This window comes from Marinomonas aquimarina (assembly GCF_900089755.1).
Classification (GTDB): Bacteria; Pseudomonadota; Gammaproteobacteria; order Pseudomonadales; family Marinomonadaceae; genus Marinomonas; species Marinomonas aquimarina.
The window spans coordinates 53,201-73,239 of record NZ_FLOC01000018.1 but is presented as its reverse complement, the minus strand read 5'-3'; the positions used below and the strand labels follow the sequence as shown (position 1 = coordinate 73,239).

The following is a 20,039-nucleotide window of genomic DNA, read 5'->3' as shown; positions in this document are numbered from 1 at the left end:
CGCCAAGGCGTGCTTTCGCACTTCATCCCCGCCAACCAGGAGACTTCCATGGCCCTCATGTTCCCGCGGCTCGCCCGCAATTTCTCCAAGAACGGGTACTACCCGACCGACGAACCCACGCTCGAAAGAGCCCTCAACGCACTGATGCCCAGCGATGGCCCGATGTGCATCCTCGATCCCTGCGCCGGCGAAGGCGTGGCGATCGCCGAAGCCGCTCATGCTCTCGGGCGCGAGCAAGCCAAGGCGTTCGCCGTCGAGTTCGACGCGGAGCGGGCACGCCATGCCCGCGGCCTGGTCGATCATTGCCTGCACGCGGACCTGATGGACACGATGATCTCAAAGCAGTCGTTCGGGCTGCTCTGGCTCAACCCACCGTATGGCGATCTGTCCAAGGACGTCAACGGCAACATCGGCTATCAGGGCCAGGGCCGTGCCCGCTTCGAGAAGCTCTTCTATCAGCGCAGCCTCTCGCTATTGCAGTATGGCGGCGTGCTGGTCTTCATCGTCCCTGGCTACGTGCTCGACGCCGAGCTGGTCGGCTGGCTGACACGCCACTACACGGACCTACGCATCTACCGAGCGGTGGAAACGCAGTTCAAGCAGGTGGTGATCTTCGGCCGCAGGGTGCGCCAGCGCGAGCTGGCACCCGATGGTCTCAAGGCCGTGCGCAATCTGCTGCTGCAGATCGGGCTTGGTGAAGTCGAAGCCGAGGAACTGCCGAGCGAATGGCCGTTCCTGCCGTACATCGTCCCCGCCAGTCCGGCCGAGCCGGAGCATTTCTTCCGCGTGACGATGGAGCCAGAGCAGTTCGCCGATGAAGTCGGCCGGCTGCAAGGCCTCTGGCCGTCGCAGGACACGCACCTGGGGGCCGCGCAGCAGTCGCTGCGTCCACCGGCGCGTGCCTTGTCCCACTGGCATCTCGCCCTGGCTCTGGCCGCGGGCGCGATCTCGGGGGTTGTGCGCTCCAAGACCGGGCGCGTGCTCGTCGTCAAAGGTGACACCCACAAGGACAAGACGCTCCAGCGGGAATTCACCGAACGCGAAGACGGCTCCATCGCCGAGACCCGCATCCTCACCGACAAGTTCGTGCCCGTCATCCGCGCGTGGGACATGACGCCCGGCTCCGCCACGCGGGGCGAGGTGTTGACCATCCGCTGATCGCTTCTCTACCGCTGACGGTCACCGTCGGCTTCCTCCACCCACCGGGGTCCAGTCGCCCCGAGGGGGCGCCGTGGCCCCTTCATCTTCAAGGAGCCTTTCCATGGCAGCCCAAGCACTTCCCATCGGCCAAGCATCGAGCCGGCGCTTCTTCCCTGGCGAGACCGTCGTGACCTGTGGCGTTGACGCCCTGGTCCAGCAGGGCCGGCTCAACCCGGTGCCGTATCTGCACCGCCACCTCAATGGCGACTGGGGCGACCTCGACGACTACGACAAGCGGCAGAACGATGCCGCGCTGGAGTCCGGCGAGGACCGCCTTTTCTCTTCCTACCAGGTCGCACCCGGCCTGCAGCTTTGGATTATCACCGAATGGGATCGCAGCGTGACCACGCTGCTACTGCCCAGCGAGTACTGATCTCTCCCAGACGACGGCCGCCTGCCGTCTCTTCATCCCACCACGGGGCATGCCATCGCCCCGCGGGGGTGGTGCATGCCCCATTTTCTTTGGAGCATCACCATGTCCCTCGATCTCGAAACCACTGCCGCTGAAGCCGCGCCCGTACAGGGCGAACTGCTCGATGCGGAATCTTCCCCTCTGACCCTGAGCCTTCAGGATTTCGTCGGCGAGTTCGGCGACGAACTGCTCGACGCCCTCAACAGCGCGAACCCGCCGGTCTATAACGGCCAGCCGCAGGCGCACCGGCAACTCGTCGTCGCCAGCCTCAAGCGCAAGCTGTTTCCGGCCCAGGCCGAAGTCGTCCACGCCGCCGCCGAGCTGCTGATCGACCGTGGCGAACGCGCCGCGATCGTCAATGGCGAAATGGGCTGCGGCAAGACGACCGTCGGCATCGCCACGGCCGCCGTGCTCAACGCCGAAGGCTATCGCCGCACCCTGGTTCTTTCGCCGCCGCACCTTGTTTACAAGTGGCGGCGCGAGATCCAGGAGACGGTGGCAGGCGCCAAGGTGTGGGTGCTCAACGGGCCGGACACGCTCATCAAGCTCATCAAGCTGCGCGAGCAGTTGAATGTCCAGCCCACGGGCCAGGAGTTCTTCGTCTTGGGCCGGGTCAGGATGCGGATGGGGTTCCACTGGAAGCCCGTCTTCACCCAGCGGCGCACCCGTCACGGCAACGTGGCGGCGTGCCCGGACTGCGGCACGGTCATCACCGACCTCGACGGCGAGCCGGTCAATCCGGTCGCGCTCCAAGCCGAGGAATACCGCAGGAAGTGCAGCCATTGCGCCGCCCCCCTGTGGACGCTGATCCGCCCGCGCAGCCTGTCCGGCAGCGACCAGTCCTCGGCCGTGCTGAAAGCCCTCAAGCGCATCCCGACGATCGGGGAAGTCACCGCGCAGAAGCTGATGCAGAAGTTCGGCGAAGGCTTCCTCGCGTCGATGCTGGGCGACAACATCCATGAGTTCATCAACCTCATGGACGGCAACGGCGAACTGGTCTTCTCTGACCGCCAGGCGCATCGCATGGAAAGAGCGATGGCGAACATGGAGTTCGGCTTCGGCGAAGGCGGCTACCAGCCGTCCGAGTTCATCAAGCGCTACCTGCCTCAAGGCACGTTCGACCTGTGCATCGCGGACGAGGCCCACGAGTACAAGAACGGTGGCAGTGCCCAGGGCCAGGCCATGGGCGTGCTGGCGGCGAAGGCTCGCAAGACCTTGCTGCTGACAGGCACGCTGATGGGCGGCTACGGGGACGACCTGTTCTACCTGCTGTTCCGAGCCCTGCCTGGGCGGATGATCGAAGACGGCTACCGCCCGACCACGAGCGGCAGCATGACCTCGGCGGCCATGGCGTTCATGAGGGACCACGGGGTCCTCAAGGACATCTACTCCGAAAGCACCGGCACGGCGCACAAGACGGCCAGGGGCACCAAGGTATCGGTGCGCACGGTCAAGGCTCCCGGCTTCGGGCCGAAAGGGGTCTTGCGGTGCATCCTGCCGTTCACGATCTTCCTCAAGCTCAAGGACATCGGCGGCAACGTCCTGCCGCCGTATGACGAGGAGTTCCGTGAAGTCGCAATGGACACGGCGCAAGCCGCGGCCTACCGCGACCTGGCGGGTCGGCTGACCGCGGAGCTGAAACAGGCTCTGGCGCGACGCGATACGACGCTGCTGGGTGTGGTGCTCAACGTGCTGCTGGCCTGGCCGGACTGCTGCTTCCGGTCGGAAACCGTGGTGCATCCGCGCACGCGCAACACCTTGGCGTTCGTCCCGGCTCAGTTCAACGAGTTTGAGGTGACGCCGAAAGAGCGCGAGCTGATCGACATCTGCAAAGAAGAGAAGGCGCAGGGCCGCAAGGTCCTGGCCTACACGGTCTATACCGGCACGCGCGACACCACGTCGCGCTTGAAGGTGCTGCTGGAGCAGGAAGGTTTTCGGGTGGCGGTGCTGCGCGCAAGCGTGGACGCCAGCCGCCGCGAGGACTGGATCGCCGAGCAACTGGACCGTGGCATCGACGTGCTCATCACCAACCCCGAGCTGGTCAAGACGGGCTTGGACCTGTTGGACTTCCCGACGATCGTTTTCATGCAGTCGGGCTACAACGTGTACTCGCTCCAGCAGGCGGCACGCCGCTCCTGGCGCATCGGACAGAAACAGCCGGTGCGCGTGATCTACCTCGGCTACGCCGGTTCCTCGCAGATGACCTGCCTGGAGCTGATGGCCAAGAAGATCATGGTCTCGCAGTCCACCTCGGGCGACGTGCCCGAATCGGGCCTGGATGTGCTCAACCAGGACGGTGATTCCGTCGAGGTCGCGCTGGCCCGGCAACTGGTCGCCGCCTGATCCCCACGCCAACGCCGGCCTCGCGCCGCCGGCTTTCCATTGTTCCCACCTTGCAGCCACGCCCACGGTCTCCGTGGACGTGGCTGCGCATTTTTCATTCCAAGGAGATTTCCATGAACACCCATACCCAATCCACGCCCGAAAACGTGAAGGCCCGCCTGACGCTGGACGTGACCTGTTTGCTCAACGGCGAGGCCGCGTCGGAAATACTGGCACGGCTGCAACGCATGTGGGTCCGCGCCATCGGCGAGAGGTTGCTAATCGATGAGACCGCCGCGAAGGTGGATGTTTGGTCGATCGAGGTGACCGAGTTGCCCTCGGCGACTAACAGCGATGCGCTCGAAGCCGAGATCGCCGCCTTCATGCAGCAACGCATCGGGGACGGCAACCTCTGTGCAGAGGACATTCCCTTGCGCCTGGCGAGCTATGGCCTGATGGCCCCCGAGGATTTCATCGACGAAATGCGCGAGCGCATGGGCATGGAAGACGACGCCCCCACGGGCCGAGCCGTCATCCCCTCGACCGAACCTGCCGACGGCGGTGAGATCGAGATGCAAGTCGCGGTCGTCTGCATCGGTGCCTCCGGTAGCCCCAACGTGCCGGTCTTCAAGGTCAGGATCACCCAGGAGGAATACGACCTGGGTATCCACTACGACAAGGCCAGGGACCTGGCCGAAGAGGCCCGGTACGAAGGGCCGTTCATCTGCTTCGACGCCGCCGAATATGGCCCCATCCTGTCGGCCGCCCGCGAACTTGGCCTCGTTCCGCAGGTCGTCGTGGTCGATATGACCGACGGCCAGATCCACTCCATCCGCTGCGACAGCGGCGAGATCAAGGTCATCTGCTACGACACCAGCGACACTGACGAGTATTCGGCGGCGGTGGCGAACCGGCCGCTCGGCGAGAACGGGCAGTTCGTGCGCTGCTGGTCGCACACCCAACTGGCACGGGTCGATCCCGGCCTGAAGCTGGCTCGGGATTGATCGGGCGAAGCCCGATGCGTTTTCACAGGCCCCTTCGGGGGCCTTTTCCTTTGGAGGGAGGCTGCCGGGAAATCGGGCGCTGCCTGGTTCGCATTGTTTGCTGCCGCTCGTGGCCCGAGCGGCGATGGTGAGGGCTCGATGTTTCAGGACGACGCGCCATGTGCCCCTCTCCACCTTGGTTTCACCATCCCGAACGCCGTCTGCTGGCGGGTTTTCTCGGCCTGCTTTGGTCGGTGCTGGCTGGCGGCTGCGCGACGACGAGCGCGCCGGTCGCGCCCGACACCATCGAGGAAGTCTCGGCCGCACCCGTACCCGAGGCGCCCGAATACATCCCCGTTGTGCGCTACGGCCGCTACACCCTCGTGGAACTGGCACCGACAGCAGCGCAGCGCGACCTGCTGTTGCAGACCATCGACGTGTCGATGCCCGAGGATGCACGCGCTACGGTCGGCGACGGGCTACGGCATGTGCTCAAGCGCAGCGGTTACGGCTTGTGCCAGACGACGCACGCGGTGATCGAGCTGTACGCACTGCCGCTGCCGGCGGCCCACCTGCACCTCGGCCCCATGACCCTGCGGGATGCGCTGCTCACCCTGGCTGGTTCGGCCTGGGAACTGCACGCGGATGACCGCGCGCGGCAAATCTGCTTCGAGCGGCCCGGCGACAGCATGACCGCCGACAACGTACCCGCGCCGCCTGCCACCGAGGCGGTGCAGACGTTCCCGCTGGCGCCCGCGGCATCGGGAGGCCAGCCATGAACGCCCCGCAGCCCGCCCATCGTTCAACGGCCGCCGTGGTGGTGCAGAGCCTGATGTGGCTCTGGCTGATCGGCCTCAGTGTCCTCGTTGCCCTCGGCTACCAGACGATGAACGACCAGGCCGACCAGGAGCGCCTCGATTCCCGCCTGCAACGCCTCGAAGCGCAGGCAACAGGCCTGGCCGAGACCGTCGAGGCCATCCAGCAGCGTCCAGCCGTCGCCACGGCGGCAGACCTCAAAGACACCCGCCAAATCCTGGAAGCACGCGCGGCCCAGGTCGAGAAATCGCTGAGCGCCTATGCCTCCGCCGACGACCTTCAGGCACTGCGCGCCGAAGTCGAGCAAATCAAGGCGCGGCAGACCGCTGCGCGCGCCGCTGCACCCGCCCAGCCGCGCACCAGGAACAAGCCCACCGCCAAGCCCGAACCGACGCCGCTCCCGTTCCGCATCGTCGGTGCCGAACTGCGTGCCGGCGAGCGCAGCGTGTCCGTCGCGCCGAGCAATGGCGACTTCACGCCCGACCAGCTTCAGGTGCTGCTACCCGGCGATGCGGTCGGCCCGTGGCGCTTGCAGGCCGTCGAGGGCAGCACTGCGGTGTTCCAGGCCGGCGACCAGACCCGCCACGTGGCGATCCCCTGAACGGAGCACACCACATGAAGCCGTCGATCATCCTTTCCGCGCTTCTGCTGGCGTCCACCCAGTTGCCCGCGTGGGCGCAGCAATCCGCCACGGCTCCCGCCCGCAATGCGCAGAGTCAGGAACGCCCGCTGGTCGCCCGCATTCTGGACGACCGGGTGGCGAGCGACTGGGGCCTTCAACCTCAGGAGTGGGCGCGCTATCGCGAACTGATGGACGGTCCACTGGGCATCTATTCGCCCAACCTGGACCCGCTGTCGGCCCTGGGCATCGAGGCGCGTACCGAAGAGGAACGGCGACGCTACGCCGAGCTGCAGGTGCAGGTCGAAGCGCGCCGCGTGGAGAAACTGCTCGCTTATCAGCGGGCCTATGACGAGGCCTGGCAGCGCCTGAACCCCGGGATGCAGCGGGTGAACCTGCCGGACGACAAGCCGGTCGCCGGGGCCACGCGCGGCTCCGGCCGCACGGCAGTGTTCGTGAAAGATAACTGCGTGGCCTGCGGCCAGCTCGTGCAGCGCCTGCAATCCTCGGGCGCCGAATTCGACCTGTACATGGTCGGCAGCCGCCAGGACGACGCGCGCATCCGCGATTGGGCCAAGCGCGCGAACGTCGATCCGGCGCGCGTGCGCAGCGGCAGCATCACGCTCAACCACGACGGCGGCCGCTGGTTGACCTTGGGGGTACCCGGCGACCTGCCGGCGGTCGTGCGCGAGGTGAACGGCCAATGGCAGCGCCAGCCATAGCCGCCCCCCTGCGCACACTGGTGCTCGCCGCTGGCCTATGCGCCTGCGTCGCCCAAGCCCAGGAGGTTCCGCCACCGGCCTACCAGCTCGCCGCGCAGCGCGCAGGCATCCCCTCGACGGTGCTCTACGCCGTGGCCTTGCAGGAGAGTGGCATCCGCCGTAACGGACGCATCGTCCCGTGGCCGTGGTCCCTCAACGTCGCCGGCCAATCACGCCGCTATGCGACCCGCGCCGATGCCTGCGCGGGTTTGCAGCAGGCGATGCGCTCCACGCCGCACACGCGCATCGACGCGGGCCTGGGCCAGATCAACCTCGGCTACCACCAGCAGCGCTACGCCAGCGCCTGCGACCTGCTCGACCCGTACCGGAATCTCGCCATCGCTGCCGAGATCCTGCGCGAGCAACACGCCCCCGGCGAGGACTGGTTGCTGGCGATGGGCCGCTACCACCGCCCCGCGGGTGGCGAGCCCGCCGCCCGCTACCGGCGCAGCGTGTCGCGCCACCTCGCCCGGGTGCAGGGCGCACGCCCAACCGCCGCGGTTCTCGCCGCACGCAAGGAGACATCCCCATGACGACATCCCATCTGGCCTTGCGTGGCCTGCTCGTACTGCTGGCGGGTCTGCCGCTGGCCTCGCTTGCCGGCGAGCCGCTGATCGTGGTCGAAGACCGCGGCGGCGCGTCGGCGCTGCCGTACTACGAAGCCCTGAACCTCCAGCCGCGCACCAACGCACCGGCCCGGCCGCCGATCCCGACGCCCCAGGTTCCCGCCACGCCGGCGGACGAGGCCGCGATGCTGCCGGTGCGCAGCGCCAAGCTCACCCCCGGCACCGTCCCGCGGCGTGTCATCGAGGCTCCGGGTCTGCGGCCTTTCGTTGTCGTCGGCGACGACGAGGCATCTCGGGCCTGGCTGCGCAGCCAGGCAGCCGCGCTGCGCGAGCGCGGCGCGGTCGGTCTGGTGGTCAACGTCGAGACCGTGCAGGGCCTGGCGCGGCTGCGCACCCTGGTGCCCGGCGTACCCCTCGCGCCCATGTCCGGCGACGACCTGGCCGAGCGCCTGGGCCTGCGGCACTACCCGGTGCTGATCACAGCCACCGGCATCGAGCAATGAAGCCATGTCGGGGAAACAGCCGGTCGAGGTACTGCTTCGCCCAGCGGTGGAGCTATACACCGTTGCCGCATGCGCGGGCGCCGCGTTTCTGTCCCTGGTGGCCCCATGGTCGCTCGCGCTGAGCCCGTCCATGGGCGTCGGCAGCGCGCTGGCGTTCGGCGCCTACGGTGCCATCCGCTACCGCGATGCCCGCGTCATCCTGCGCTACCGGCGCAACATCCGCCGCCTGCCGCGCTACGTGATGACCAGCAAGGACGTGCCGGTCAGCCAGCAGCGGCTGTTCGTGGGGCGCGGGTTCCTGTGGGAGCAGAAGCACACCCATAGGCTCATGCAAACGTACCGGCCGGAGTTCCGCCGCTACGTCGAGCCCACACCAGCCTACCGGCTGGCGCGACGGCTGGAAGAACGGCTGGAGTACGCGCCGTTCCCGCTGTCCCGGCTGTCGAAACTCACCGGCTGGGACGTACCTTTCAACCCGGTGCGGCCGTTGCCGCCTGTGGGCGGCCTGCCGCGCCTGCACGGCATCGAACCCGAGGAGATGGACGTCAGCCTGCCGCTGGGCGAGCGCGTCGGCCACTCGCTGGTGCTGGGCACGACGCGCGTCGGCAAGACCCGGCTGGCCGAACTATTCGTGACCCAGGACATCCGGCGCGTGAACGCCGCGGGCGAGCACGAGGTGGTGATCGTCATTGACCCCAAGGGCGATGCCGATCTCCTGAAGCGGATGTACGTCGAGGCTAAGCGCGCCGGCCGCGAAGGCGAGTTCTACGTCTTCCACCTGGGATGGCCGGACATCTCCGCGCGCTACAACGCCGTGGGGCGATTCGGGCGTATATCGGAAGTCGCCACCCGCGTTGCGGGGCAGCTTTCCGGTGAAGGCAACTCGGCCGCCTTCCGAGAGTTTGCGTGGCGGTTCGTCAACATCATTGCCCGCGCCCTGGTGGAGCTGGGACAGCGGCCCGACTACATGCTGATCCAACGGCACGTCATCAACATCGACGCGCTGTTCATCGAGTACGCCCAGCATTACTTCGCCAAGACCGAGCCCAGGGCCTGGGAGGTGATCGTCCAGATCGAGGCCAAGCTCAACGAGAAGAACATCCCGCGCAACATGATCGGGCGCGAGAAGCGCGTGGTGGCGCTGGAGCAGTACCTCTCGCAGGCGCGCAACTACGACCCGGTGCTGGATGGCCTGCGCTCGGCGGTTCGCTACGACAAGACGTACTTCGACAAGATCGTCGCATCGCTGCTGCCGCTGCTGGAGAAGCTCACTAGCGGCAAGATCGCGCAGCTCCTGGCCCCGAACTACTCCGACCTGGCCGACCCGCGCCCGATCTTCGACTGGATGCAGATCATCCGTAAGAGGGCCATCGTCTATGTGGGCCTGGATGCGCTCTCCGACGCCGAGGTCGCCACCGCGGTCGGCAACTCGATGTTCAGCGATCTCGTGTCGGTCGCCGGGCATATCTACAAGCATGGGATCGACGATGGCCTGCCGGGCGCATCGGCCGGTGCGCGCGTGCCGATCAACGTCCATGCCGACGAGTTCAACGAATTGATGGGCGACGAGTTCATCCCGCTGATCAACAAGGGCGGCGGTGCCGGCCTGCAAGTCACTGCGTACACGCAGACCCTGTCGGACATCGAGGCCCGCATCGGCAACCGCGCGAAGGCAGGCCAGGTGATCGGGAATTTCAACAACCTGTTCATGCTGCGCGTGCGCGAGACCGCGACCGCCGAACTGCTGACCCGGCAATTGCCGAAGGTCGAGGTCTATACGACCACCATCGTCAGCGGCGCGACCGACAGCTCGGACATTCGCGGGGCGACGGATTTCACGTCGAACACTCAGGACCGCATCAGCATGTCCAGCGTGCCGATGATCGAGCCGTCGCACGTCGTCGGCCTGCCGAAAGGCCAGTGCTTCGCGTTGCTGCAGGGCGGCCAGCTTTGGAAAGTGCGCATGCCGCTGCCGGCGCCGGACCCGGACGAAGTGATGCCGGCAGACTTGCAGCAACTGGCCGGGTACATGCGCCAGAGCTACAGCGAAGCGACGCAGTGGTGGGAGTTCACCAGTTCCCCCGCCTTGCAGGACACGGGCCTGCCCGACGACCTGCTGGATGACGCCGCTGCGGCCGAACCTCCCGCGGTGGCCATTGCCACCGACGAGGACACCGGCAACAAGGCCTCGCCATGAAGGACGCCGCCTCGACTGCACAACGGGAGCAGAACCAGCGCCAGGGCCTGATCGTCGGCACCATCACCTTGCCGTTCCGGCTGCTCGGGGTGCTGATCGGCTCGCTGCTGTTCTCGATCGTCGTGGAGTGCGTCGGCATGCACCTGTTCTGGAAGGACCAGGGCTGGCGGCACTCGCAGCAGATGTTGCAGTACGAACTGGGGCACCTGTCCAGCCACTTCACGCGCAGCGTCGTCGTGCAGGAGCCGGGGCGCACCGCGCACGAACTGGTGGATACCGGCTACGAATGGGTATTCGTTCGCTCCGGGCTGCTGGAGCGCATGAGCCAGACCGCCGAGCGCGCCCGCGCGCCGAGCCACGGGAGGATCCAGGACGGGGGGCGCAACTTTCGCTACTACATCAGCCAGGTCTATGTCTGGACCGAGAACTACCTGATTGCCGCGGCCTTCACCACCCTCACGTTTCTGGTGCGCCTGCTGGTTCTGGTGCTCACGTTGCCGCTGATCTGCACCGCGGCGTTCGTCGGCCTGATCGACGGTCTTGTGCGGCGGGACGTGCGCCGGTTCGGCGCAGGCCGGGAATCCGGCTTCATCTACCACCGCGCGAAGGCGAGCCTGATGCCGCTGGCCGTGCTGCCGTGGGTCACGTACCTGGCCTTGCCGATCTCTGTGCATCCACTGCTGATCCTGCTGCCCAGCGCAGCCTTGCTGGGACTGGCCGTGAGCCTGACTGCGGGCAGCTTCAAAAAATACTTGTGATGACAGAGAAACCAGATCATTAGGCAACTCATTCAGTATTTCTTATTTATTGAATTTGCTGACCAAGGATTTTCTCGCGATACATATTGGCCAAATGGCGCGCCCTCATGCTCCACTGCTCTGTAATCTTTGGGAAATCTGTTGCGCCGCGCCCATCCATTCCTTGCAATGTAACGTAGCCCTGCCCATCCTGTCCGCGTACAAAAGCTATGTAGTTATATATTGAATCTCGAAATTCAGTGAGAGCATAAAAGAAGGCATCGCCAGCCGGAAGCGCACGAGATAAGTCAATGCGACCTTGGGCATATAAAAAATCATTGACACCCTTCATTCCCCATCCTACCCGATCCAACTCAATGTAAAGATTGTCCACGGCGTCATAATGCACAGATGGAATGTAACCACATGAAAAGTCCCATGTTTCGAGCCAGTCGAGAAAGTCAGACCTGAAATATGAAGGAACAATATTTTGAAGTGTGGCTATGGAATCCGCCATCTGCTGAGGCGTTAATGCGCTCCTGGCAACTTGAAATGCTGATGGGAAAATTCTCTTACAGACATCTTGTGGGATAAAACTAATATCAGAAATTTCACCCCAATAGACCACGTGAACCGGAAAAATCGATCCATCCAGCCTTTTGTGTTGAGTGCCATGGAACTGATGATGATTTATGCTGGTATGGCGATTTGCCGTTGTGAAAATCACATAACAACCAATCGGCTCAGGGAAGGAATCGGTCTTACTCAACTCAGCCGTAACGTCTGTAGAGTTTAGTTGATTAACAAATTTTGCCTGCCCAAACACTGAGTAGCCGCCAACGGCAGGAAAAATGTCAATGCCATGCTGCCTTTGCCCATTTCCGCCGTATCTTCTGAATTGCACGTCATACCTCATATTCCGCGCGACCCAGTCCCTCATGAGGTAGCAGCAAATTTCCTCAAAATCTTGATCAGTTCTAAAGGTCAGTCCTTGCATTTTTATCCTGGATCTTTGTAAGAGCGTTGATATTTTGCCACGCGGCCGGTGGAAATTCCCTTCTTGAATTCTGGCCTGACGACCACTCCCTGAGCGAACTGGACGCACGCTGCCAATCAAACCGATCAGCGCAGTTTCCTATTGTTTGCTGCCTGCAGTCACCCTGAACTCCACCATCGCACTATTCTGATCACACAGGAATGGCGCGATGTTGGCTCCGATCTGGCAGCGCGCCGCGCATCGCGGCGTGCCCATTTTTCTCGTGACGGCCCTGCTGCTGGGTCAGTCCCCGATGGCGTTGGCCGAGTCCCCCGCACAGCGCCAGGAGCTGGTCGCCGCGCTGCGCCAACTCGACGCGCTGGAGCGCACCGTCGCCGACAGCGCCGCGCGTGCCCCCATCCAGCCGGGCGAGCGCTACCACTTCGATTACCCGCGGTTGCTGGCTGACTTGGCGCGCGTGCGCGCCGGCATCCAGGCCCATCTCACACCGTCGCGTGCCCAGCCGCGCGACCCCTCCGAACTGGCCAGCGACTACCGCACCGAGCGGTCCGCTTCGCCATCGCCGACGACTACGGAAGCCAAGCCATGAACGGCGCCCAGGTCTCGGCATTTCAAGCCAACAGCGGCATCGCGCCTTCGGCGATGGCGACCGTCCTGGTCGGCGCCGTGTTCGCGGTGCTCCTCGTCTGGGGCGTCTGGGCCATCCGAACGGCCTACGTGGGGTGGTCCGAGAGCCGCCTCAACCAGCGCCAGTTCCTCGGCGTCTGCATCCGCTTCGTCGCGATGTACCTCGTCCTGAGCTTCTTCCTCCTCTCCTGACCTGAAAGGCACGACCATGCAAAACCGCATCCTCCATTCCCGCCTTGCCCAGCGCGCCGCTGTGGCACTGGGCTCCGCCGCGCTGCCCGCGCTGTCGTTCGCGCAAGGCTTGCCGCAGTTGGAAAACCCGACCCGCGGCACCGGCAACGGCATCATGGAAACGATCAGGAACTACGGCTACGACATCATCATGCTCGTAGCCCTCCTGGTCGTGGCGTCGATGTTCATCGGCGTCTGCTACCACGCCTACGGCACCTACGCGGAAATCCACACCGGCCGCAAGACCTGGGGCCAGTTTGGCCTCACCGTCGCGATCGGTGCCGTGCTGCTCGTGATCGGCATCTGGCTGCTCACCGAAGCCACCGGCATCCTGTAAGGCGAGGCCGGTATGTCCGAGCAGCAGCACGTCCGTGCGGACGGGACGGTCACGTTCCTTCCGCATCGGCTCAACCGCCACCCTGTTGTCGTGCGCGGCCTCACCGCCGACGAACTGTGGATCTGCTGCGGCCTGTCCGGCGCCGCCGGCCTGCTGGTCGGCGCGCCGCTGTCCTGGGTGTTCCGCACGATCGCCATCGCGCCGACGTTCGTCGTCCTGGGCGTGGCCCTGGGCGTCTTCATCGGCGGCGGCATCCTGCGCCGGCTCAAGCGCGGGCGCCCCGACACCTGGCTGTACCGGCAACTGCAATGGCGCATCGCCACGCGCCATCCACTGATGGCGGGATGGGTAGGCGGCCACGTGCTGATCTCGCGCTCCGGCTTCTGGTCCACCCGAAGGTCCGTTGCAAGGGGGGCACGATGAGCCGCTTCAAGAACGAGATCACCCACCTGCAGGCGCACATCAAGACGCTTCGCCTGGGTGCTGGTGCGCTGGTCATCGTCGCCCTGGTCATGGGCGGTGGCTGGTGGAGCGCGCCGCGCGACCTGACCATCCACGTCCCGCCCGACCTGCGCTCGGGCAGTACCCGCAAGTGGTGGGAAGTGCCGCCCGAATCGGTCTATGCGTTCACGTTCTACGTGTTCCAGACCCTCAACCGCTGGCCGACGAACGGCGAAGAGGACTATCCGCGCAACCTCCACACGCTCTCGCCGTACCTTACCCCGTCCTGCCAGGCCTTCCTGCGCGCGGACTACGACTACCGCCGTTCCACGGGCGAGCTGCGCCAGCGCGTGCGCGGGATTTATGAGATCCCCGGCCGCGGCTACGGCGACGACCCCACGGCGCGCGTGCGCGTGGTCTCCGACCGCGACTGGGTGGTGACGCTCGACATCACCGCCGACGAGTACTACGGCGCCGAGCAGGTCAAGCGCGCGCTCGTGCGCTACCCGGTGAAGGTCACGCGGGTGGACGTCGATCCCGCCCGCAACCCCTTCGGCCTGGCGCTGGACTGCTACGACGGCGCGCCCCAGCGCATCAGCGCACCGGAGCCGACTCGCCCGGCACCTGGCGGCCTGTCTCCGCAAGCGCCCCAAGGAGGAAACACCCCATGAAGCATCCTGTACTCGTGCTGCTGGGGCTGCTGGCCGTGGCCGCGGCACCCGTCTCCCATGCTGTGGAGATTCTGCGGTGGGAACGCATGCCGCTGGCGGTGCCGCTGAAGGTCGGCCAGGAGCGCATCGTGTTCATCGACCGGAACGTCCGCGTGGGCGTGCCCGCAGGCGTGGGCGAACGCCTGCGCGTGCAGAGCGCAGGTGGCGCGGTGTACCTGCGCGCCAGCGAGCCGATCGAGCCCACGCGGCTGCAATTGCAGGACGCCGACACGGGCGCGCTGATCCTGCTCGACATTGCGGCCGAGCCGCCCAAAGACGGCGAAGCCGAGCTGGAGCCGGTGCGCATCGTCGAGGGCAGCAGCACCCCTGCGCGCTACGGCGATCAGCCAGGCGGTGCCGATGAGGCCCCGGCACGCGCCCAGGACCAAGCAGGTACGCGGGCGACCCGGCGCGAAACCCCGGTTCCGGTCGTCCTGACGCGCTTCGCCGCGCAGAACCTCTACGCGCCGCTGCGCACTGTGGAGTCGCTGCCTGGCGTCATGCGGGTGAACCTGCGCCGTGACCTCGACCTCGGCACGCTGATGCCGACGCTGCCGGTGCGCGCGGTCGCGCTCGCGTCGTGGCGTCTGGAAGACCAGTGGGTCACGGCCGTGCGCCTGACCAACAGCAGCAGCGGCTGGGTCACGCTCGACCCGCGCGTGCTGCAAGGCGATTTCCTCACCGCCACCTTCCAGCACGAAGCGCTCGGACCGCGCGGGACGCCCGAGGACACGACCGTCCTGTACCTGGTGACGCGCGGGCACGGCCTCGCGCAATCGCTGCTGCCGGCGATCCACCGCTTCGACCCGGCCGTGCATCTGCCGCAGCGGGAAGCTGAAGCCGACGATGGCAAGGAGGCCCGCCATGCGCAGTAACGGCTTGCTCAAGTGGCTGATGATCCCGGTCGCCTTGCTGGTGCTGTTCGTTGCCATCCGGCTGTTCTCCGGTGGAAGCACGTCGGCACCGCCCGCCGCGGATGCTGGCTCCAAGCTCACGCCCGAGGAAATGAAGGCGTTGGGCATCGAAGGCGATACCCCGCGCGATACCGTGGCAACGCTCGTCGCCCAGGTGAAACAGTTGCGCACCGAGCTTCAGACCGCGCTGACCGACAACAAGTCGCAGCGCGAGGAAAACCAGCGGCTGCGCCAGCGGGAGAACTCCATTGATCAGCGCATCAATTCGGCCCTCGAATCCGAGCGCTCCAACCTGCGCCGCGACCAGGAACAGGCGGCCAGCGCGCGCCAGCAGACCGAGGGGCTGCTCGCCGACCTGCAGCGGCGCCTGGACAGCATTGGCGGGCGCGGCGGCGGTCACGCTGATCTGCCGGTGGGCCTGGGGCTGCGCGGCGGCGACGAGGCCGGCATGGAAGGCGGCATGCGCTGGGTCGAACCGGACGACGCGAAGAAGGCCGAGGGCCGCAATGGCAGTCGTGGCGCAGGCAGCGGCATGAGCTTCCCGACGAGCTTCGGCCCGGCACAAAGCACACTGGAAACCACCGCGGAAACCGTGGCGAACGCCGGCGCAGGTGCGGCAGGCGTCAAGAGCGCCAAGCCGGTCTATACCGTGCCGACCAACTCGACACTGATGGGCTCCGTGGCGATGACGGCGCTGATTGGGCGCGTGCCGATCGACGGGACGGTGAACGATCCGTACCCCTTCAAGGTGCTGGTCGGGCCGGACAATCTGACTGCCAACGGCATCGACATTCCCGACGTGGCCGGCGCGGTGTTCTCCGGAACCGCATCGGGCGACTGGACGCTCTCGTGCGTGCGCGGCCAGGTTCGCAGCATCACCTTCGTCTTCAACGACGGCACGATCCGCACGATTCCCGAAGACCGCGAAGGCAACCAGCAGAACAACCAGCAGCGCGACGGCCTGGGCTGGATCAGCGACCCGCACGGCATCCCGTGCGTCAGCGGCGAACGGCGCAGCAACGCCCAGCAGTACCTCGGGTCGCAAGCTCTGATCACCGCGGCCGGAGCCGGCGTGGCCTCGCTCATCGAGAGCGACAGCGGCCGCATGTCCTACGTCGGCTCGGACGGCGCCATCGGCACCGTGGGCATCAGCGGCAAGGAAGCAGTCGGCCAGATCCTCGCGGGCGGCGTCCGGGACATGTCGACCTGGGTCAACAAGCTCTACGGACAGGCTTTCGCCGCCGTCTATGTGCAGCCAGGCGCCAAGGTCGCCGTCCACCTCGAAAAGCCGCTGGCCATCGATCACGACCCCGAAGGCCGGCGCGTCGATCACCGTGCAGGAGAAAGCCATGCGCTCGAACTCGATTAAGGGCCTCGCGCTGGCCGCGGCCGTCGCCGTGCTCAGCGGTTGCGCCACCAGCAAGGAAGAACTGCTGACCCATAGCGACCGCACCATGATGGACATCTGGCAGCAGGAAACGGGTGGCGGCGGCAGTGGCACCGGCCAGGTCGCGCGCCGGCAGTTGCTCGACGCGCGCCAGAGCCTGCGCCGGCCGCTGACCGACGCCGATGTGCAGGCTGCGCCCGTCGAGCAGATGCGCTACACGCGCACGGCGCGCAACGAGGTTTATCGCCAGTTCCAGCGCCTGCCCAACCCCGATCTCGTCATGTATGTGTACCCGCACCTGGCGGGCACGGACCCCGTGCCGGTTCCGGGCTACACGACGGTCTTCCCCCTGTACCAGCGCGTGCAGTACGCCATGCCCGGTGAACGGCTGGAGGACTATTGATGCGCTGGGAACTTCCCTGGCCGAAGCTGGCCGCATCCGGCACCGGCGACGAAGAGAAGCCGGACGGCTGGCAGCGCCACGTCGAGGCCTTGCGCCAGGCCGGCGTCCCTGAACCCGGCGCAGCGGTCCAGGGCCGCAGGCCGGCGACGGTAGCCGACGAGCAGGCGCTGTACGACGTCGCGCCGTCGTTCGCGGAACTGCTGCCTTGGGTGGAGTTCTTGCCGCAGTCGAAGTCCATGCTGCTGGAGGATGGGCAGTCGGTCGCTGCCTTCTACGAGCTGGTGCCGCTGGGCACCGAGGGGCGGGAGCCCGGCTGGCTCGCGCATGCCCGCGATGCCTTGGAGAACGCGCTCCAGGACTCGTTCGATGAGCTGGACGAAAACCCCTGGGTACTCCAGCTCTATGCCCAGGACGAGCCCAGCTTCGACCAGTACATGCAGACCCTGCGCGACTACGTGCAGCCGCGTGCCCGCGGCACCGCTTTCACCGAGTTCTACTTGCGCTTCTTCGGCCACCACCTGCGCGCGGTCGCCAAGCCGGGCGGCCTGTTCGAGGACACGGTGGTCACGCGGCTGCGCTGGCGCGGCCAGACGCGGCGGGTGCGCATGGTGATCTATCGCCGTGCAACTGGGCAGGCAAGCCGCCGCGGCCAGACGCCCGAGCAGATGCTGAACATCGTCTGCGACCGCCTGTGCGGCGGCCTGGCGAACGCCGGCATCCAGGCACGGCGCATGGTCGCAGCCGACGTCCACGACTGGCTGCTGCGGTGGTTCAATCCGCGCCCGGCGATGCTTGGACCGAGTGCAGAGGACCGGGAGCGCTTCTACGCGCTGGCGCGCTACCCCGACAGCACCGAAGAAAGCGAGGCCGGCGAAATCGAGCTGGCGAGCGGGCGGGATTTCAGCCAGCGGCTGTTCTTCGGCCAGCCACGCTCCGACGTGGAGCACGGCACCTGGTATTTCGACGGCATGCCGCACCGCGTGCTGATCACCGACCGGCTGCGCATGCCGCCCGGCACCGGACACCTGACCGGCGAGACCCGCAAAGGGGATGCCATCAACACGCTGTTCGACCAGATGCCGGAAGACACCTTGCTGTGTCTCACGATGGTCGCCACGCCGCAGGATGTCCTGGAAGCGGATCTCAACCACCTGGCGAAGAAGGCCGTGGGCGAGACGCTGGCGTCGGAGCAGACGTTGAAGGACGTGCAGGAAGCCCGCTCCCTCATCGGCAGCGCACACAAGCTCTACCGGGGGACGCTGGCATTCTACCTGCGCGGACGCGACGAAGCGGAACTGGACCGGCGCGGCCTGGACCTGGCGAACGTGATGCTCAATGCTGGCTTGCAGCCGGTGCGCGAGGACGACGAGGTGGCGCCGCTCAACAGCTACTTGCGGTGGCTGCCATGCTGCTACAACCCCGGCCAGGATCGGCGCAAGTGGTACACCCAACTGATGTTCGCTCAGCACGCGGCGAACCTGTCGCCGGTGTGGGGCCGCGCTCAAGGTACGGGGCACCCGGGCATCACGATGTTCAACCGCGGTGGCGGGCCGATCACCTTCGACCCGCTCAGCCGCCTGGATCGGCAGATGAACGCCCATCTGTTCCTGTTCGGCCCCACCGGCTCCGGCAAGAGCGCCACGCTCAACAACCTCTTGAATCAGGTCACGGCCATCTACCGACCGCGGCTGTTCATCGTGGAGGCTGGCAACAGCTTCGGCCTGTTCAGCGACTTCGCACGCATGCTCGGGCTGACGGTAAACCGGGTCAAGCTGGCCCCAGGTTCGGGCATCAGCCTCGCGCCATTCGCAGACGCGCGTCGGCTGATCGAGACGCCCAGCGACGTGCAGACGCTCGACGCCGACGCGCTGGATGAAGACCCGCCACCAGATGCCTCGGCCATGGAGGCGGACGAGCAGCGCGACGTGCTCGGCGAACTGGAGATCACGGCGCGGCTGATGATCACGGGCGGAGAGGACAAGGAGGAAGCCCGGATGACGCGGGCTGACCGCTCGCTGATCCGTCAGTGCATCCTCGACGCCGCCGAGCACTGCGTGGCCGACAAACGCACGGTGCTTACGCGCGACGTGCGCAACGCGTTGCGCGCCCGCGGCCAGGACCCGACGCTGCCCGAAATGCGCCGCGTGCGGCTGCTGGAGATGGCGGATGCGATGGACATGTTCTGTCAAGGCACGGACGGCGAAATGTTCGACCGCGACGGCACGCCGTGGCCCGAAGCCGACATCACCTTGGTTGACCTCGCGACATACGCCCGCGAGGGCTACAACGCGCAGCTCTCCATCGCTTACATCAGCCTGATCAGCACGGTGAACAACATCGCCGAGCGCGACCAATACCTGGGACGCCCGATCATCAACGTCACCGACGAAGGCCACATCATCACGAAGAACCCGCTGCTCGCGCCCTACGTCGTGAAAATTACAAAGATGTGGAGGAAATTGGGGGCCTGGTTCTGGCTCGCGACGCAGAACATCGACGACCTGCCGCGCGCCGCGGAGCCCATGCTCAACATGATCGAGTGGTGGATCTGTCTCAGCATGCCGCCCGATGAAGTTGAGAAGATCGCGCGGTTCCGCGAACTCTCGCCCGCGCAGAAGGCGCTGATGCTTTCGGCGCGCAAGGAAGCGGGGAAATTCACCGAAGGCGTCATCCTCTCCAAGAGCATGGAAGTGCTGTTCCGCGCCGTGCCGCCGTCCCTGTACCTCGCCCTCGCGCAGACAGAACCCGAGGAGAAGGCCGAACGCTACCAGCTCATGCAGCAGTACGGCTGCACCGAACTGGAAGCGGCTTTCAAGGTGGCCGAGAAGATCGACCAGGCCCGCGGCATCGAGTCGCCGGCCCTGGAACTGTCGTAA

21 protein-coding genes are annotated in these 20,039 nt (G+C 66.1%); 20 read left to right on the top strand and 1 reads right to left on the bottom strand.

Going from position 1 to position 20,039, the window contains the following annotated elements; translation table 11 throughout:
• The first annotated feature begins 9 nt into the window (after nt 1-9).
• From MAQ5080_RS14370 to MAQ5080_RS14320, 11 genes are all read left to right on the top strand, one after another.
• Nucleotides 10-1,158, top strand: a complete 1,149-nt coding sequence (locus MAQ5080_RS14370) for a DUF6094 domain-containing protein (RefSeq protein ID WP_221934256.1) — start codon at nt 10-12, stop codon at nt 1,156-1,158.
• Nucleotides 1,159-1,261: 103 nt separating this feature from the next.
• Nucleotides 1,262-1,573 carry a hypothetical protein gene (locus MAQ5080_RS14365; protein WP_003821089.1) on the top strand — a complete coding sequence of 104 codons (312 nt, stop codon included), beginning with the start codon at nt 1,262-1,264 and terminating at the stop codon, nt 1,571-1,573.
• 102 nt (nt 1,574-1,675) lie between these two features.
• Nucleotides 1,676-3,955 (top strand): helicase-related protein, encoded by a 2,280-nt coding sequence (locus MAQ5080_RS14360; protein ID WP_021205692.1) that lies wholly within the window; start codon nt 1,676-1,678, stop codon nt 3,953-3,955.
• Nucleotides 3,956-4,068: 113 nt separating this feature from the next.
• Nucleotides 4,069-4,938 (top strand): hypothetical protein, encoded by an 870-nt coding sequence (locus tag MAQ5080_RS14355; protein WP_003821092.1) that lies wholly within the window; start codon nt 4,069-4,071, stop codon nt 4,936-4,938.
• A 158-nt stretch (nt 4,939-5,096) separates the two neighbouring features.
• A complete protein-coding gene (pilL2, locus tag MAQ5080_RS14350; protein WP_003821093.1) occupies nt 5,097-5,696 on the top strand; it encodes a PFGI-1 class ICE element type IV pilus protein PilL2 in 600 nt (199 codons plus the stop codon).
• Nucleotides 5,693-6,334, top strand: coding sequence for a hypothetical protein (locus MAQ5080_RS14345; RefSeq protein WP_003821094.1), 642 nt, complete (start codon nt 5,693-5,695; stop codon nt 6,332-6,334). Before pilL2 ends, MAQ5080_RS14345 begins: the two co-directional genes overlap by 4 nt.
• A gap of 14 nt (nt 6,335-6,348) precedes the next feature.
• The gene (locus MAQ5080_RS14340) at nt 6,349-7,074 is read left to right on the top strand and encodes a TIGR03759 family integrating conjugative element protein (RefSeq protein ID WP_003821095.1); all 726 of its coding nucleotides are present in this window, start codon (nt 6,349-6,351) and stop codon (nt 7,072-7,074) included.
• Nucleotides 7,056-7,646, top strand: coding sequence for a transglycosylase SLT domain-containing protein (locus MAQ5080_RS14335; protein WP_003821096.1), 591 nt, complete (start codon nt 7,056-7,058; stop codon nt 7,644-7,646). The genes MAQ5080_RS14340 and MAQ5080_RS14335 overlap by 19 nt, the downstream gene beginning before the upstream one ends.
• The gene (locus MAQ5080_RS14330; RefSeq protein WP_003821097.1) at nt 7,643-8,182 is read left to right on the top strand and encodes an integrating conjugative element protein; all 540 of its coding nucleotides are present in this window, start codon (nt 7,643-7,645) and stop codon (nt 8,180-8,182) included. The genes MAQ5080_RS14335 and MAQ5080_RS14330 overlap by 4 nt, the downstream gene beginning before the upstream one ends.
• A 4-nt stretch (nt 8,183-8,186) precedes the next feature.
• Entirely contained in the window at nt 8,187-10,379 is a 2,193-nt protein-coding gene (traD, locus tag MAQ5080_RS14325; RefSeq protein WP_003821101.1) for a type IV conjugative transfer system coupling protein TraD, read from the top strand.
• Nucleotides 10,376-11,137, top strand: coding sequence for a TIGR03747 family integrating conjugative element membrane protein (locus tag MAQ5080_RS14320; RefSeq protein WP_003821103.1), 762 nt, complete (start codon nt 10,376-10,378; stop codon nt 11,135-11,137). The genes traD and MAQ5080_RS14320 overlap by 4 nt, the downstream gene beginning before the upstream one ends.
• 46 nt (nt 11,138-11,183) lie before the next feature.
• On the opposite strand, the gene MAQ5080_RS14315 is transcribed toward MAQ5080_RS14320, so the two are convergent.
• Nucleotides 11,184-12,113, bottom strand: a complete 930-nt coding sequence (locus MAQ5080_RS14315) for a hypothetical protein (protein WP_003821104.1) — start codon at nt 12,111-12,113, stop codon at nt 11,184-11,186.
• Between the two features lie 208 nt (nt 12,114-12,321).
• Here MAQ5080_RS14315 and MAQ5080_RS14310 point away from each other — a divergent pair, with 208 nt between their 5' ends.
• From MAQ5080_RS14310 to MAQ5080_RS14270, 9 genes are all read left to right on the top strand, one after another.
• Nucleotides 12,322-12,702, top strand: coding sequence for an integrative conjugative element protein, RAQPRD family (locus tag MAQ5080_RS14310; RefSeq protein ID WP_003821105.1), 381 nt, complete (start codon nt 12,322-12,324; stop codon nt 12,700-12,702).
• Entirely contained in the window at nt 12,699-12,932 is a 234-nt protein-coding gene (locus MAQ5080_RS14305) for a TIGR03758 family integrating conjugative element protein (RefSeq protein ID WP_003821106.1), read from the top strand. Before MAQ5080_RS14310 ends, MAQ5080_RS14305 begins: the two co-directional genes overlap by 4 nt.
• Before the next feature lie 61 nt (nt 12,933-12,993).
• A complete protein-coding gene (locus MAQ5080_RS14300; protein WP_425279593.1) occupies nt 12,994-13,308 on the top strand; it encodes a TIGR03745 family integrating conjugative element membrane protein in 315 nt (104 codons plus the stop codon).
• A gap of 12 nt (nt 13,309-13,320) precedes the next feature.
• The gene (locus MAQ5080_RS14295; RefSeq protein ID WP_003821108.1) at nt 13,321-13,731 is read left to right on the top strand and encodes a TIGR03750 family conjugal transfer protein; all 411 of its coding nucleotides are present in this window, start codon (nt 13,321-13,323) and stop codon (nt 13,729-13,731) included.
• Entirely contained in the window at nt 13,728-14,420 is a 693-nt protein-coding gene (locus MAQ5080_RS14290; protein ID WP_003821110.1) for a PFL_4703 family integrating conjugative element protein, read from the top strand. Before MAQ5080_RS14295 ends, MAQ5080_RS14290 begins: the two co-directional genes overlap by 4 nt.
• Nucleotides 14,417-15,334, top strand: a complete 918-nt coding sequence (locus MAQ5080_RS14285) for a TIGR03749 family integrating conjugative element protein (RefSeq protein ID WP_003821112.1) — start codon at nt 14,417-14,419, stop codon at nt 15,332-15,334. Before MAQ5080_RS14290 ends, MAQ5080_RS14285 begins: the two co-directional genes overlap by 4 nt.
• Complete coding sequence (locus MAQ5080_RS14280) at nt 15,324-16,742, top strand: TIGR03752 family integrating conjugative element protein (RefSeq protein WP_003821113.1); 1,419 nt, start codon at nt 15,324-15,326, stop codon at nt 16,740-16,742. The genes MAQ5080_RS14285 and MAQ5080_RS14280 overlap by 11 nt, the downstream gene beginning before the upstream one ends.
• Complete coding sequence (locus MAQ5080_RS14275; RefSeq protein WP_003821115.1) at nt 16,723-17,163, top strand: TIGR03751 family conjugal transfer lipoprotein; 441 nt, start codon at nt 16,723-16,725, stop codon at nt 17,161-17,163. The genes MAQ5080_RS14280 and MAQ5080_RS14275 overlap by 20 nt, the downstream gene beginning before the upstream one ends.
• Nucleotides 17,163-20,039, top strand: coding sequence for a conjugative transfer ATPase (locus MAQ5080_RS14270; protein WP_003821116.1), 2,877 nt, complete (start codon nt 17,163-17,165; stop codon nt 20,037-20,039). Before MAQ5080_RS14275 ends, MAQ5080_RS14270 begins: the two co-directional genes overlap by 1 nt.

Bases quoted from the DNA above. Each gene is read 5' to 3' on its own strand.
- MAQ5080_RS14365 (WP_003821089.1), top strand. From the start codon at position 1,262: ATGGCAGCCCAAGCACTTCCCATCGGCCAAGCATCGAGCCGGCGCTTC.
- MAQ5080_RS14360 (WP_021205692.1), top strand. From the start codon at position 1,676: ATGTCCCTCGATCTCGAAACCACTGCCGCTGAAGCCGCGCCCGTACAG.
- MAQ5080_RS14355 (WP_003821092.1), top strand. From the start codon at position 4,069: ATGAACACCCATACCCAATCCACGCCCGAAAACGTGAAGGCCCGCCTG.
- pilL2 (WP_003821093.1), top strand. From the start codon at position 5,097: ATGTGCCCCTCTCCACCTTGGTTTCACCATCCCGAACGCCGTCTGCTG.
- MAQ5080_RS14345 (WP_003821094.1), top strand. From the start codon at position 5,693: ATGAACGCCCCGCAGCCCGCCCATCGTTCAACGGCCGCCGTGGTGGTG.
- MAQ5080_RS14340 (WP_003821095.1), top strand. From the start codon at position 6,349: ATGAAGCCGTCGATCATCCTTTCCGCGCTTCTGCTGGCGTCCACCCAG.
- MAQ5080_RS14335 (WP_003821096.1), top strand. From the start codon at position 7,056: ATGGCAGCGCCAGCCATAGCCGCCCCCCTGCGCACACTGGTGCTCGCC.
- MAQ5080_RS14330 (WP_003821097.1), top strand. From the start codon at position 7,643: ATGACGACATCCCATCTGGCCTTGCGTGGCCTGCTCGTACTGCTGGCG.
- traD (WP_003821101.1), top strand. From the start codon at position 8,187: ATGTCGGGGAAACAGCCGGTCGAGGTACTGCTTCGCCCAGCGGTGGAG.
- MAQ5080_RS14320 (WP_003821103.1), top strand. From the start codon at position 10,376: ATGAAGGACGCCGCCTCGACTGCACAACGGGAGCAGAACCAGCGCCAG.
- MAQ5080_RS14315 (WP_003821104.1), bottom strand. From the start codon at position 12,113: ATGCAAGGACTGACCTTTAGAACTGATCAAGATTTTGAGGAAATTTGC.
- MAQ5080_RS14310 (WP_003821105.1), top strand. From the start codon at position 12,322: ATGTTGGCTCCGATCTGGCAGCGCGCCGCGCATCGCGGCGTGCCCATT.
- MAQ5080_RS14305 (WP_003821106.1), top strand. From the start codon at position 12,699: ATGAACGGCGCCCAGGTCTCGGCATTTCAAGCCAACAGCGGCATCGCG.
- MAQ5080_RS14295 (WP_003821108.1), top strand. From the start codon at position 13,321: ATGTCCGAGCAGCAGCACGTCCGTGCGGACGGGACGGTCACGTTCCTT.
- MAQ5080_RS14290 (WP_003821110.1), top strand. From the start codon at position 13,728: ATGAGCCGCTTCAAGAACGAGATCACCCACCTGCAGGCGCACATCAAG.
- MAQ5080_RS14285 (WP_003821112.1), top strand. From the start codon at position 14,417: ATGAAGCATCCTGTACTCGTGCTGCTGGGGCTGCTGGCCGTGGCCGCG.
- MAQ5080_RS14280 (WP_003821113.1), top strand. From the start codon at position 15,324: ATGCGCAGTAACGGCTTGCTCAAGTGGCTGATGATCCCGGTCGCCTTG.
- MAQ5080_RS14275 (WP_003821115.1), top strand. From the start codon at position 16,723: ATGCGCTCGAACTCGATTAAGGGCCTCGCGCTGGCCGCGGCCGTCGCC.
- MAQ5080_RS14270 (WP_003821116.1), top strand. From the start codon at position 17,163: ATGCGCTGGGAACTTCCCTGGCCGAAGCTGGCCGCATCCGGCACCGGC.